General features: G+C 67.9%; 12 protein-coding genes and 1 pseudogene. 2 read left to right on the forward strand and 11 right to left on the reverse strand.

From position 1 onward, the window contains the following. Nucleotides 1-258: 258 nt before the first annotated feature. From ACFVYF_RS28560 to ACFVYF_RS28580, 5 genes and pseudogenes are all read right to left on the reverse strand, one after another. Nucleotides 259-1,824 (reverse strand): hypothetical protein, encoded by a 1,566-nt coding sequence (locus ACFVYF_RS28560; RefSeq protein ID WP_389459912.1) that lies wholly within the window; start codon nt 1,822-1,824, stop codon nt 259-261. 159 nt (nt 1,825-1,983) lie between these two features. Next, nucleotides 1,984-2,583 carry a DUF6461 domain-containing protein gene (locus ACFVYF_RS28565; RefSeq protein ID WP_389459914.1) on the reverse strand — a complete coding sequence of 200 codons (600 nt, stop codon included), beginning with the start codon at nt 2,581-2,583 and terminating at the stop codon, nt 1,984-1,986. A 550-nt stretch (nt 2,584-3,133) separates the two neighbouring features. Beyond that, nucleotides 3,134-3,349 carry a hypothetical protein gene (locus ACFVYF_RS28570; RefSeq protein ID WP_389459916.1) on the reverse strand — a complete coding sequence of 72 codons (216 nt, stop codon included), beginning with the start codon at nt 3,347-3,349 and terminating at the stop codon, nt 3,134-3,136. Between the two features lie 732 nt (nt 3,350-4,081). Continuing rightward, nucleotides 4,082-5,113 (reverse strand): annotated as a pseudogene (locus ACFVYF_RS28575) (IS481 family transposase); the annotation flags it as partial. Continuing rightward, a complete protein-coding gene (locus ACFVYF_RS28580; protein ID WP_389459917.1) occupies nt 5,110-6,081 on the reverse strand; it encodes an SDR family NAD(P)-dependent oxidoreductase in 972 nt (323 codons plus the stop codon). The gene ACFVYF_RS28580 and the pseudogene ACFVYF_RS28575, both read right to left, overlap by 4 nt. 54 nt (nt 6,082-6,135) lie before the next feature. Here ACFVYF_RS28580 and ACFVYF_RS28585 point away from each other — a divergent pair, with 54 nt between their 5' ends. Next, the gene (locus ACFVYF_RS28585; RefSeq protein ID WP_383273640.1) at nt 6,136-6,558 is read left to right on the forward strand and encodes a MerR family transcriptional regulator; all 423 of its coding nucleotides are present in this window, start codon (nt 6,136-6,138) and stop codon (nt 6,556-6,558) included. 52 nt (nt 6,559-6,610) lie between these two features. On the opposite strand, the gene ACFVYF_RS28590 is transcribed toward ACFVYF_RS28585, so the two are convergent. Both ACFVYF_RS28590 and ACFVYF_RS28595 read right to left on the reverse strand, forming a co-directional pair. Next, entirely contained in the window at nt 6,611-7,657 is a 1,047-nt protein-coding gene (locus tag ACFVYF_RS28590) for a PhzF family phenazine biosynthesis protein (protein WP_389459919.1), read from the reverse strand. Then, on the reverse strand, nt 7,590-7,898 hold the full coding sequence (locus ACFVYF_RS28595) for an EthD family reductase (RefSeq protein ID WP_389459921.1): 309 nt from the start codon (nt 7,896-7,898) through the stop codon (nt 7,590-7,592). Before ACFVYF_RS28595 ends, ACFVYF_RS28590 begins: the two co-directional genes overlap by 68 nt. Nucleotides 7,899-8,065: 167 nt before the next feature. Between ACFVYF_RS28595 and ACFVYF_RS28600 the strand changes: the two genes are divergently transcribed. Beyond that, nucleotides 8,066-8,968 (forward strand): LysR family transcriptional regulator, encoded by a 903-nt coding sequence (locus tag ACFVYF_RS28600; RefSeq protein WP_389459923.1) that lies wholly within the window; start codon nt 8,066-8,068, stop codon nt 8,966-8,968. 311 nt (nt 8,969-9,279) lie between these two features. On the opposite strand, the gene ACFVYF_RS28605 is transcribed toward ACFVYF_RS28600, so the two are convergent. From ACFVYF_RS28605 to ACFVYF_RS28620, 4 genes are all read right to left on the reverse strand, one after another. Then, nucleotides 9,280-9,903 carry a hypothetical protein gene (locus ACFVYF_RS28605; RefSeq protein WP_389459924.1) on the reverse strand — a complete coding sequence of 208 codons (624 nt, stop codon included), beginning with the start codon at nt 9,901-9,903 and terminating at the stop codon, nt 9,280-9,282. A 71-nt stretch (nt 9,904-9,974) separates the two neighbouring features. Continuing rightward, nucleotides 9,975-10,964, reverse strand: coding sequence for an ornithine cyclodeaminase family protein (locus ACFVYF_RS28610; protein WP_389459925.1), 990 nt, complete (start codon nt 10,962-10,964; stop codon nt 9,975-9,977). Nucleotides 10,965-11,434: 470 nt separating this feature from the next. Next, the gene (locus ACFVYF_RS28615) at nt 11,435-11,962 is read right to left on the reverse strand and encodes a hypothetical protein (protein WP_389459927.1); all 528 of its coding nucleotides are present in this window, start codon (nt 11,960-11,962) and stop codon (nt 11,435-11,437) included. A 248-nt stretch (nt 11,963-12,210) separates the two neighbouring features. After that, nucleotides 12,211-12,447, reverse strand: a complete 237-nt coding sequence (locus ACFVYF_RS28620; protein ID WP_389459928.1) for a DUF6355 family natural product biosynthesis protein — start codon at nt 12,445-12,447, stop codon at nt 12,211-12,213. Nucleotide 12,448 lies beyond the last annotated feature (1 nt).

The following is a 12,448-nucleotide window of genomic DNA, read 5'->3' on the forward strand; positions in this document are numbered from 1 at the left end:
TTTGGTTTGTTTTTTGTGGGAGGTTTCTTCCCGTCGGGGCCGGGGTGGGGGCATCACGGGGCGGGTCGCTGGGTTAGACCTGGGGCGGGGGGTTGTTGTGCCCCCGCGGCCCGCTGCTCCCGTTCTGCGACAATCGCCACTCCCCCTCACACGGCCTGCCGTGCGGGCCGCCCTACGCCCAGAGGGACCCGCGACCATCCAGCTGTCGCGGGTCCCTCGACCTCGTGCATGCCCTGTGCGCCATCTGGCGCGGGAGGGCTACTTGATTTCTACGAAGAAGCGGTCGTTCTTGATCTGCTCGGGCAGTGTCGGGTCCCAGGACAAGACACGGTCGTAGACGTAGTAGTCCTGCAGCTGACTTCCCGCGATCCGGTTGTCGTCGATGGTGACTGCCTTGACCGAGAAGTCCCAGTCGGGGTGGGCGGCGCCTTCCAACGTCGAGGCGAACGGGTATTCGTCGCATTGCTCGAGGCCGGAGATGGGCGGGTTGGGCAGTCCGGTGTCCAGGTACAGGTCCTTCTCGGGGCCCTCCTTGTAGCACGCGCCCCGCACATGGTCCCGGTTCCACTTGTACCAGCCGGGTTCGTGCTTCTCGGTGATCCGGTGCAGACCGGCCGCATTGGGGTCGCTCGGAAGGTACTTGCCCGGGATCTTCTTGTCCCTGGGCTGCGGTTGGCCTTCAGGGACGAGTTTGGGCCAGGTCGCATTGGGCGTGTCCTGAGCGATCCGTATGTGGTTGGCGACCTCGTCCACGTCCGCAATGGCGGAGTCGTAGGTCAGGCGGGGGGTCACCTCGGCGAAGATGCACGCCTTGGGATAGGTCGTGTTCGGGAATTTGGTGAAGTAGTCGCCGGAGTCGCACCGCATCAACCGTCCTGCGCTGCGACCGGTCTGGATGGTGGTGTACGGCGGGTCGGGACTGTTCCACTCGAGGAAGAACTGGTTGAAGGAGATCTTGTCGCGGCCGACTCCGGGAGCCTCGCGGTTGTAGACGTCCCAGTAGAACCAGTTGGTGCTGTTGTCCCAGACCGCGTAGGGCATGGTTGCCGCCCCACGGGTGCCGCTGCAGATCTCGAACGCTTCACCGCACTGCCCGATCAGACCCAGTCGGATGTTGGGAGCCAGCCAGATGTTGTCCCACCAGCCCCAGTCGTAGTCGACAGAGTCTTCCTGGACGCGGGCGAAGAGCCTGATCCTACGGTCCTGGGAGTCGCCGAGAGCGAACATCTCGTAGGTGAAGGAGGTCGTTCCCACCTTCTTCGGCGGGCGGTTCGGACGGATTTCGTAGTAGTCCGCTTTCGTGGGGAACCGCTTGCAGTAGGTGAAGCGGTTGTAGACGTGTCCGAACTCGTTGTCGGCCGCGCCGTCAGCGAAGCACTTGTCCACCGCGGACTGGTCGGGCGTTTCCCCGATAGCCGGAGGCGGTTCGAGAGCGAGCACATTCTGAGCGCCCTGGTTTTCGGCGCCGTGCTCCGCGGCCGATTGGCGGGCCCTCGATTCAGCGGCGCCGAAGTAGTCCTCCACCGACTCGACCCGGGAGGACGGGGGTTCGGCATCCGCAGCCGACGACCGGCGAGGAGCCTGCCCGGCGGTGACATCGCGTGCCGATTGCGGTCCGGTGCGGCCGGCGGCGCGTGCTGCCGCCTCCTGTTTGCGACCTTCGGCGCGAAGGGCGTCGAGCTTCTCGCCGTTCAGATAGACCTTGATGTCGCGTTCTTTGCCGAAGTCGGCGGTGGCGGTCGGAGTTGCGGGACTTGATGGGCCGTCCGCGGCGGCGGTCGGGCCCGCGAGGGGCAGTACGGCGAGCAGTGTGCCTGTGGCCAACGCTGTCGCCGTGCGGCCTAATCGTCTGCGAAGTGGTTTCACGCTTCTGCCTCCCCGTCTATGCACCGCCAGGTGCACGTCAATACACATCAACTCCGGCAGACTAGCCAGGCACCGGAAGGCGACGGAGGCGTCAAGGCGGTCCTTCGGCCCACTCCCTCACACCCGCCGCAAGCCGCCCTGCCAGGGGTCATCGAACATCGCCCGCGTCAACCGCACGCCTGTCAGGGCCTCCAAGGCGCACGCACAGCGCTGTCCCACACTCAAAGGCAGCAGGTCCTCGCCCTGATCCTCGACACCAGACAGGGAGAACCCCAGGGCCTCGGCAACAGGGCCGAACTTGTCCTGATGTGCCCCCCAACGGTGTCCTGTCGTCGGGTCGAACCCGCCCAGGATTTCCCCGTCCTCGGCGTAAAGCACCTCTTCGTTGTTGGGACTGCGCCACAGCGAAGCTGCCGCCCCACCTCCCTCGGACAGCCTCTCCAGTACGTCCCGCTGGGCACCCACCCACCCCGTCCAGCCGTCCACCTCCACCACCACCGTCCAGCCAGAGGGCAGCGACCTGGCCAGCATCATTACGGGAAGATCCCTCAACTCCGCTCGTGGCAGCTCTCCCAAGCGGTCCGCAACCTCAACCCACCGCACCTCCCGCACCCCTTCCACGCCCATTGCGGACATCACCTCGATGAGCCCCCGCCGGACCAGCGTCACGCATCCGCCCTCACCCAGCACGTCTGTCAGATCGAGCAACTCCGCCAAGACCACGCCTCCTTGTCCATCGATCCCAACCTTGCACGTGCCTGCTCCCGGTCGACGGAGATCCGCGACAACCGCCTCGCCACATCGAGGGCAACGACGTGCCGAGAGTCCCGGATGCATCTGGTTGTGGGTGTGCTGGTGGATCACCGAGGTGCGGAATCCGACGGCGTCGCGCCGCGCGGTGAACTTGTCCATCCGAGGATCGGTTCCGCCGGGGACCGACAACCACCCACGCCATGGCAAAGGAGAGCTGACAACATGTCGAACCGTTGGGCCGGAGTGACCATCGACTGCGCCGACGTCGAAAAGGGGGAGGCAACGGACGCCGTTGCTTTTGTCCTCGGCACCGTTGCGTGCACGACCATGTCTGAACAAGGGGCGTGTGGTTCGGTCCGGGCGCGTCCCTTGCGCATCTGCGCGGCACGGTGTGTTTTCAGCTACAGCCAACGGCGTGATAGCGCGCAGGGGTTGTTACCAAGCGGGCTGGGCGTTTGCGTGCAGTGAGGGTGGAAGCGCGTCCTGCCCCGTACTGGATTTCGCCAGATGGATCTCATGGGCTCCCCGACTGCGCGAGGCCCTCCGCGAGTTGGCCCACGACGTTCAGGATTCCCTGACCGAAGGCCGTCGGGGCAATCAGCACACCGAATATCAGCACGATGACCACGGTCATCTTCTCGTCCGACCGGCTTCGGGCCTCTGTGCGCCGCATCAGGCGCACGACGATGATGACCGCTAGCAGAACCGCCACGTTGATCGTCAGTAACACCCGGCCAGTCCTCCCGTCAGGAATGAACATCCCTGCTTTCCTGTGTAGCTCGAACTACGCGGTGCGGTAGCCCGGTTGCCGGTGGTTGACGGCAAAGAGCTTCTCTGAGGCCGAAAGCCTCCCAACGCGCCGGCGGGGACGAAGTCGAGTCGGACAGGTGACCATCCAGTGCTGGTGACGGGCGGTGGCGAAGGGCAGCGACGTTGTGGCCTCGCTGCAGCAGCAAGCAAAGGCGCTCGTGGCGCATGGTGGCGCGGGTGGAGGTCTTCTCCGAGGAGACCCGGGTGACTCCGGCCCCGGCGAGCGAGTCCAGCTGCGCGTCCAGGGACTGCCGGGCCGTCGAGGCGCGTGCGTAGCCGAGGCGGGCGTGTCCGACTGGGGTGATGTCGACGCTTACGGGCCGGGGCGGTTCGGTTCCGTGTTCGCCACCATCGCCAAGTTCCAACGTCAACAGATCGTCCAAGGCCACCCGCGAAGGCCTCGACGCCACCCGAGGCCGCGTCGGCGCGGCCGTCCTCGCGCCCCGACCTCCGAACAGACCACCGACGCCCGCATCCTGCCCGGCGCCGGACAAACCCGAACCGCCGTCGTCGCCAAGCCACGCGTCTCCCGATGAACACTCAGCCGCGCCCACGACACCGCGCCCCGCTGACACCCGCCACCGGGCGCCAACGCCTGACCGCAACGGACAACCCCAACCCCCCTGCACGGATCGCAGAAAAGGACGGTCCAGTTGTAGAAGGGCCGAACGTTGGTAACGCCGTTCTTGAGGCGTGCTGCGGGCGGCAGGCTGCCCGTTCCGCTGTGCGGGCGGTGGTAGTTGTAGTGAGTGTTTCAGTTGCTGAGGGTGGCGGCGCGGTCTTCTTCGCTGGTGAACTCACGGGCGTAGAGGATCTCTTCGGCCATGATCCGTTGGTGGCGTTCCACCTTCCCGTTGTGGCGGGGCGTGTAGGGCTTGGCCTTCTGGTGCCGGGTTCGGTTGCCGATGATGCGGGCGAAGTCGCGCGAGCGGTAGCAGGCGCCGTTGTCGGTGACGACGCGCTGGAGGTGGTCGATGCCGTGGGCGGCGAACCAGACCTTCGCCCGGGCCAGAAAAGCGGCTGGCGTGGCGCCCTTCTCGTCAGCGAGCGGCTCGGTGTAGGCGGAGCCGGGAGAAGCCGTCGATGGCGGAGTGGAGGTATATGTAGCCACGCTTCGCGCCCGCTGACTTTGCGCGGCCTGCTGCCTTGGCCTGTTTGGAGTCGCGACCGTGGATACGCCAGCCGCCACCGTGGGGAATCCGTCCGCACTTCTTCACGTCCAGGTGCACCATGTGGCCGGCCCAGCGGGCAGTGATCTTGACTGGCATCCGGCTGCTGGCTCCGCACGGATCGAGGAACCGGCGGCGTCCGAGTCCCAGCCGGTCAGATGCCGTGTGACGGTGCGGCGGTTGACCGTGAAGCCAAGCTCGGCCAGCTCGTGGGTGATCCGCTGCGCGGACCACTTCTTCTGGCGTCGCCAGGATTCGATCTTCTCGATGCCCCATGCCGGGGTCGCAAGCGAGATGTGGTGTGGGGTCGACGGACGGTCGAGCAGACCGAGGTCACCATGACGGCGCCACCGGTTGACCCACTTCGAGGCGCACGCCCGAGAGATGCCCATCTCGGCGGCGACGTGCGCGATCGGGCGGGCGCTGCAGCGTTCGACGAGGCGACGCCGGCGTTCGATGGTCAGTGGCGCGTTGGTGCGTTGGTGCGTTGGTGCGTTGCGGTGCGGCGACGTCATCGGGTGATCGGGGCGGTGCCGGTCGCGGCGATGGACAGGTCCCACAGCCGTGCGGCTGCATCGGGGTCGACGGCGTAGGCGCGGACGCCGCCGTCGTCCATGGACGCATCGGGGGCGGAGCTGCCGGCGATGTCACAGTCCTCCAGGTAGAGGCCGCCGCAGTCGGCGAGGAGAGGGGAGGTGGCGGCCCACAGGCCGGTGGCGGCGCCCTGGGAGGGGGTCTTGAAGTCGGTGGCGATCACGTTGCCGTGCTCGTCCACCCACCCGCGGTCGACCTGTTCTTGGAGTGCCATTTCCCGCTGCAGCCCGGTGATGATCTTGCCTGGATGAAGTGAGAAGGCCCGGACGCCGTCGCCGCGCCCGAGCGTGTCGAGGTGTACGGCGAAGAGGGCGTTGGCGGTCTTGGCCTGGCCGTAGGCCAGCCACTTGTCGTAGCCGGTGCGGAAGTGCGGGTCGTGCCAGCGGATGTCGGTCAGGGTGTGGCCGGCGGAGCTGTTGACCACGACGCGTGCACCGTCGGCGGCGGCCAGGAGCGGGTAGAGCTCGCAGGCGAGGGCGAAGTGCCCGAAGTGGTTGGCGGTGAGCTGGCCCTCCCAGCCGGGTCCCACGCGCCGTTCGGGAGTGGCCATGACTCCGGCGACGGCCATGAGCAGGTCGAGCCTGGCCAGGGAGTCGCGGATGTGTGCGGCGGCGGCCCGTACGCTGGCGAGGTCGGTCAGGTCCATGGGGACGACCTCGCAGCCCTTCACATGCGCGAGTGCGGCCCGCGCGATGTCAGGCCGGCGCGCCGGAACGATGACGCGGGCACCGGCGGCCGCGAGGGTACGAGTGGTTTCCAGGCCGAGCCCGGAGTAGCCCCCGGTCACCACGGCGTTCGTGCCGGACAGATCGAGGCCCGCGGTGACGTCCTGGGCAGTGCTGGTGGGGAAGAAGGGCGAGCCGAGCGGCTGCTGATCAATGCTGGTCATGCCTCGAAGCTACGATCTAGAGCGAGGTCTAGATCAAGTCCTAGACTGCGACGCATGGCTAGCACCGAGACTCCTGCAACACCACTGAGCATCGGCGACGTGGCCGAGCAGACCGGACTCAGCGTCCACGCGCTGCGCTTCTACGAGCGCGAGGGACTGCTCGTCGGACCGGTCCAGCGAACCTCCGGAGGCCGGCGACGGTACAGCGCACTCGACGTCGACTGGCTGCTGATCTGCGTCAAGCTACGGGAATCCGGAATGCCTCTGGCCGACCTCAAGCAGTTCGCCGAGCTGGTGCGGCACGGTCCGGGAAACGAGGCGGAACGCCTGCAGCTTCTCGAAGCCCACCGGCGGCGCGTCGACGCACAGATCCAGGCACTGGAGGAGTGCCGGTCCGTCATCACCTGGAAGGTCGGCGTCTACGCCGACCACCTAGCCCGCGGCAAGGCCGAAGGACTCTGGGACCCGACGACCTGAAACCTCACGGCAGCGTCAGCAACCTTCTGCCCCGCAACATGTAGTCGTCGCCTCAGTGTCCGTCCCGGACCACCGCTAACCCGCCGACCCGGGTCGTGATACCCGCCGGCCCGCGTCGGGCCGAAGCGAGCACGCTGGCCGGTCGACCGAGGCTGTCACCCTGCTCCACCTCGATCGCTACCGTCTGCGCCCCTGTCGTGTCGAGCAGGTGGGCGGCCAGGCAGCCGGTGCTGTTGGCGTTGGCGACGTCCTCGTCGACACCGATCGCCGGCGCGAACATCCGCGCCGCACCCGGTCGGTCGCCCACCGGCGGTACGTACACGAAACAGCCGAGGAGCCCGTACCGCTGACACGCCACTGCCAGCCTGCCGGGGTGTGGGTGAACCCGGAGCAGCGCCGACCGGTCGTGGACCGGCACCAGCATGCGGGGTGCGCCGGGCGCGGCGATCCGTGGCGCGTCACTCGGATGCGGGTCGTCCGCAGTGAGCCCCAGCGCGGCAACGATCGCGGCCCGCTCGTCCGGTGCCGGGTGACGCAGCGCAACGAAGCCCTGGTCGAACCACACCTCGATACCGGCCGGGCGGCGGATCGCAACGGTGCCGAACGTACGCCCGCCGGTGTGTTGGCGATCATTCAGCTCGCCCAGCGCGGTACGGGCCAACCGGACGGCCTGCGCGGCCACGGTGCCATGGCCACAGCCGGACAGTTCGACGGAAGCGGTGAAGAACCGGACCGGCCAGCCACCGCCCGGCGTACGCCCCGGGCCGAGGAACGCCGCGTGCGAGGTGCCGGCCGCAGCAGCGACCGCACGCCGGTCCGCATCCGTCGCCGCCCGGTCGTCGTCAGTGACGGCCGTGGGACTGCCACCCCGGCCGTCGCGCCGCACGCACGCATCAACCACCGTGACATCCGGCCAGGACATCGGCCCACCTCTGACGCTCAACGAACCGGCAACCGCGAACGGCGTCCGCCGATAGCCGGACCTGGCCGCAACGGCCGACCGAAGGCGTCCCGGAACGTACCGGCCTGCCTCAGCCGGTGCCGTCCTGCACCGGATAGTGGATGATGACCGCACCGCCGGTGGCGTAGTTGGCAACATCGGCGGCCACTCGCCGGCCTTGCGGCGACGCCCGCGCCGCGGCCATGGCGGCGGCGTCGGCGAAGTCGCCTTCGAAGACCGCGAACGGCGCTTCTCCCTTGGTCGCCGCCACCTCGAAGCTGTAACGCCACGCAAGCAGGCCGGGCCAATTCATGACCAGTGGAAGGTGGTTGGTCACGTAGTAGTCGCGGAAGTGGTCAGGATCGGCGGGCTCGGAATACAGGACCACCAACTTATGCATGACGAACTCCGTCCAGATCAGGGTCGGCGGGCTGCCTGAGTGCGATGACCAGGACCGCGGTCAGTTGAATCGCCATATGCGCAGGTTAGGGCTCGACGTGGGGTCGAGGGAAAGACCGGTACGGGATAGACTCAGAACGGATCGTTATCAATCGCCACGGAGGGCACATGGCACCGGATACGGTCAGCCTGCGGTACTTCCTGGTGCTGGCACAGGAGTTGAACTTCACCCGCGCGGCCGCCCGAATCGGAATCGCACAGCCCGCACTCAGCACCCGGGTTCGCCGATTGGAAACGGAACTCGGTACGGCCCTGCTGGTCCGCAACACGCGTAGCGTCGTACTGACCACGGCCGGTGCGGCCTTGGCGGAGTCCGCGCCGCCCGCGCTGGCGGCGCTGGACCGGGCATGGGACACCGCCCGAAGCGCGGCGGCCGGTGAACTGGGCACGCTGCGCATCGGATACAGCCTCAGTGCCGGGGCCGAGACGGCACCGGCCCTGGTGGACAGGCTGATTCGCAGCAGTCCCGGACTCGAGGTCCGCGCGGTCCCGATGGCGACACCGGAGATCTCCCCCGCCGTCGCCGACGGCCGCATCGATGCGGGGATCACCCGCGGTGAACAGCCGGGCCGTGGCGTGCGCCGGTTCCTGCTGCGGCGTGTGCGCACCGGGGTCCAGCTGGCGCAGCACCATCCGCTGGCCGAACACCCGGAGATCGAGATCGCCGACGCGGCCGCGTATCCGCTGCGACTCCCGGACCGTGCGGCCAACCCCGTGATCCACGACCAGCTGTCCGCACTGTTCCGAGACACCCGACCACACCCCCGATTCCACACGCCCGCAGTCTCTTTCGACATGTCTCAGCGCGACCTGCGCGACGGGGTCACCCTCGCCCCGGCCGGAGAAGCCGCCGTCACGGCATCACCGGCCGGTCTCACCTGGCGACCGCTGCGGGGCGCGCCCAGCCTGACGCTCCATCTGGTCCTCCCACGCGAGCAGTCGCCACTGCACCGCCGCATCCGTGCCGTCGCCAAAACCCTGGCGCACGAGCTGCACTGGCTGCCGGAGTGACGCGCAAGAGGTCAAGCGAGACGGACGTCTGCGGTGGCGAGGCCCAAGTCCCTTGAGCCGGGCGGCCGTGGTGACGGCGAGCTCATGTTCGGTCGGCGCGAACCGGGCCACCGCGTCGGCCTCGCGCACCACGGTCGCCGGATTGTGCGGGCCGGGGCCCCCTCGGGGCCATGGCTCTCGCAGCAGGAGCCGTACTGCTCCCTCAAGAGCTGCTGGCTCGCTGCCCACCTTCTGGGCACAGACGTGGCGGGCCAGGTCCGGGACGGCCGGCACCCACCGTGCCGCCGGTCCGTCAACGCTCAAGACATGCGTCAGGCAGGGCAGGCCCGGAAGGTGTGCGGCCACGTGCTCGCGCAGGTCGGCCAGATCGGGCACGGCACCGGTGCTGCCTGCTCAGCGCCTGTCGGCGTTGCCTGGACCGTGCGCGGGTGGTGGGTGCGAGTGCGGGCGGCGAAGGCGGCCATGCCCAGTGCCGCCACGCCGACCGCCCAACCCGCGCCCAGCAACAGGCAGTTGGCCGGAGCCACCTGCAAGCCACTCGCGGCCACCGACGTCTGCACCGCCCCGTAGGCCGGCAGGAAGCGCACCACCGCACTGTCCGCCCCCGGGTTGACCAGCGGGTTCTGCAGCACCAGATCGATGGAGCTGATCATGATGGCGAGGAACATGCCGGCCAGCTCGCTGCGCACCACAGCCGCCAGCACGATGCCGATGCCGCCGTAGACCAGAGCGCCTGTGAACATTCCCGCGGCAAGCACCAAGGGCTGCTCGGGACGCCAGAACAGGCGCATCCACGCGGTGGTATAGGCGGCAATCACGGCCGCAACCAGAAAGAGCGCGGCGCATTTCGCGAGCGCGAGGCACGAAGGGGGATAGCCGGCGCGCACCAGACGCTGGTCGAACAGCGCACAGCGGACCGTGGCGACGAACATCATGAAAATGTTGCCTGATGCGGCACTAGCTCAACAATGCACCGCAGCCGCGCTCGTTGGGCCGGACACCGCTGTCACCGCAGCGTGATCCGCTCACCGACCGACTGCTCGTAGGCCATGGTGACGACCAGGCCCGCGGCCGCGGCGTCCTGTACAGCCACGCCGACTCCCTTGTACAGGGTGATCTGGTTCGGCGAGGTGCGCCCTGGTTTGCTGCCGAGGATGAGTTCGCCCAGCTCGGCGTGCACGTGATCCGCCGTGATGACGCCGTCGCGGATCGGCACCAGCAAGTCGTTGCTACCTGAGGGAAATGGGGCCAGCGCGGCCTGCCGTGATTCCACGCACACCAGCGCCTCCGCGACCGTGGCGTCGTCTACCTCGCGTCCAGCCGGGTTGTAACCCACGGACGTGATGTGCACCCCGGGTGCCAGCCAAGGACGACGGATCACGGGCTCGGGGGAATGGGTCGTCGCGGCGGCGATGTCCGCCCCGTCGAGCGCCTCGGCGTAAGTGGACGCGACCCGAACCTCGGCATCCACCACGGACGACAGGTCATCGGCCAGCGCGGCCGCCTTGGCCAGATCCCGGCCGGCGACCCGAATCTGCCGGATCGGACGCACCCGGCACATTGCACGGGCGTGAGACCGAGCCTGTACCCCCGTGCCCAGGACCGCCAGCACCGTCGCGTCCTCGCGCGCCAGTAGTCGCGCCGACAGCGCAGAGCAGGCACCGGTCCGCGCCGCGGTGATGGCCGTACCGTCCAGCAGCGCGGTTGGCTCGCCGGTCGCCGGATCAAACATGACGATGACCGCCTGGTGGGTTGGCAGGCGCGTCCCCGCGTTGCGCGGGAAGAGGGAAACCAACTTGCTCATGAGGGCACTGGACGACGGCACGTAGCCGGGCATGGCCGCCAGGAACCCGTCACGTTCGGGCACCAGCGCGGCGACGCGGTCAGGCGCTGAGGCGCGGTTCGCGCTGAGGTCGGCCATGGCCAAGCTCAAGGCGTCGATCAGCGCGTCCAAGTCGAGTAGGGCTTCTACCTGTGAGCGTCCGAGAACAAGCATCCGCCGCACCCTCGTGGAAGTTTCACTGGCCAACGGCCGTTTGGCCGAAGCATTGCCCGCACCCGCTTCGCCCCCGGCTGCGACACGCCATCCCTGGGGCATGTTCATCCCTTCAGCACCCGAGCAAGTTCGCACGTGCATCGACAGATCGGCCAAATCTTGAAGGCAGCCCGCCATCGGATGGCTCCGAACCTTGGCGTACGGAAGGGAGGCGGCACCGGCGTGGGGAACGAAGCTGAGCGGATCGCCCCATGACGAAGCAGGGGTGGGGATTTTCAATGATCCTCAACGACCCTGCGCGCCCTGCCTCCACGATGCCCGCCTGGCGGAACGCGTCGGCGAACACGATCTCGGCTGGCTACAGGTCACTGGGAACATCAACCCCCCGCACCGTCGCCGCGGCGATCTATCTGCGTACGGTCGGCCGCGACCCTCATATGCCACCGCAGGCTCACCAACTGTATGCCGGCTTACAGTTGGTCCCCCATGCTGGCTGGTTCCGGAGGATGCGGGCCGCCACCGTCCTTGATGTCCTGCTCGCAGGTTCGTCCGTCGGAGGACTGGTCATTGGGGATCAATAGCACTCCGGCAGCCTGCTCAGGGTGCTCGACGGCGAGCCAGGCGTCGCCCGTGAGGTCACCGTCCGGCCCGAACGCCTGGGACGAATAGACCGTCTGGCACCCCATCGCCACGCGTTCCTTATCGACCGCGCAGGCGTCCACTGCGGGGCCGGATGCCTCGTCGGCGCCGTCGAAGCGGTAGTGGAAGTGGACCTGGTCACCTTCGGAGGGCACCTGCGGGTGGGGCTCAAGGCGCCAGTCAACGACCTCGGCGGTGACGCCGAGAGGCCGCCGGGACGTGTCCTCGACCTGCACCCTGACACCGGCCTCACTCCGCTCCGCAGTCGTGTCGGTGCAGCCCCAGTGGGAAGAGCAGCCGGACACGGCGAGAATCACCAGAGCCAACGGAGCGCCGGCAAGTACCCGTGCGGGAAACACTCAGATGACCTCCAGTCAGGGTGGAGCGGAGCAGTGTATCCCGGGGCATGGCAGATGCGGGTGATAGCGACGAGTGCCTGCGGCGGTGAATCCTCGCCTTCATCACCATCGCCACCAGCCTCATCAACTGTCTCCGACTCACCACCGAACAGTCACACGGGGTCGCAACCTGGGAGCCTCGACATGGTGAACGCCCGGACATACCCGATGTGGCAGGAGTTCGCCAGGTCAGGAGTGAGACCAAGCACTCAGCAGAGCTTGCCGGTGTACCAAGCGTTGCGGATCTGCGACGTGGTACCGAGTTGAGTGATGCCGGGGCGGACACAGTGCTTGGTGTCCCACTCATTGATCCGGTCGATCTTGATCTCGATGACGGAACCGTCAGTGGTGCAGTGGTTGTCGCCCCGTTGCTCACAGTCCCCTCCACAAGTCGGCCCATCCGGCACCCCTGGCCCCCGGCAGCGGACTGCCTCATCTGTCGACATG

Origin of the sequence: Streptomyces sp. NPDC058274, assembly GCF_042881375.1 — a bacterium.
Lineage (GTDB): Bacteria > Actinomycetota > Actinomycetes > Streptomycetales > Streptomycetaceae > Streptomyces.

What these genes read in the sequence shown, in the direction of transcription:
- ACFVYF_RS28580 (WP_389459917.1), bottom strand. Translation starts at nt 6,081, where the DNA reads ATGACCAGCATTGATCAGCAGCCGCTCGGCTCGCCCTTCTTCCCCACC.
- ACFVYF_RS28585 (WP_383273640.1), top strand. Translation starts at nt 6,136, where the DNA reads ATGGCTAGCACCGAGACTCCTGCAACACCACTGAGCATCGGCGACGTG.
- ACFVYF_RS28590 (WP_389459919.1), bottom strand. Translation starts at nt 7,657, where the DNA reads ATGTTGCCAACTACGCCACCGGCGGTGCGGTCATCATCCACTATCCGG.
- ACFVYF_RS28595 (WP_389459921.1), bottom strand. Translation starts at nt 7,898, where the DNA reads ATGCATAAGTTGGTGGTCCTGTATTCCGAGCCCGCCGATCCTGACCAC.
- ACFVYF_RS28600 (WP_389459923.1), top strand. Translation starts at nt 8,066, where the DNA reads ATGGCACCGGATACGGTCAGCCTGCGGTACTTCCTGGTGCTGGCACAG.
- ACFVYF_RS28605 (WP_389459924.1), bottom strand. Translation starts at nt 9,903, where the DNA reads ATGATGTTCGTCGCCACGGTCCGCTGTGCGCTGTTCGACCAGCGTCTG.
- ACFVYF_RS28610 (WP_389459925.1), bottom strand. Translation starts at nt 10,964, where the DNA reads ATGCTTGTTCTCGGACGCTCACAGGTAGAAGCCCTACTCGACTTGGAC.
- ACFVYF_RS28620 (WP_389459928.1), bottom strand. Translation starts at nt 12,447, where the DNA reads ATGTCGACAGATGAGGCAGTCCGCTGCCGGGGGCCAGGGGTGCCGGAT.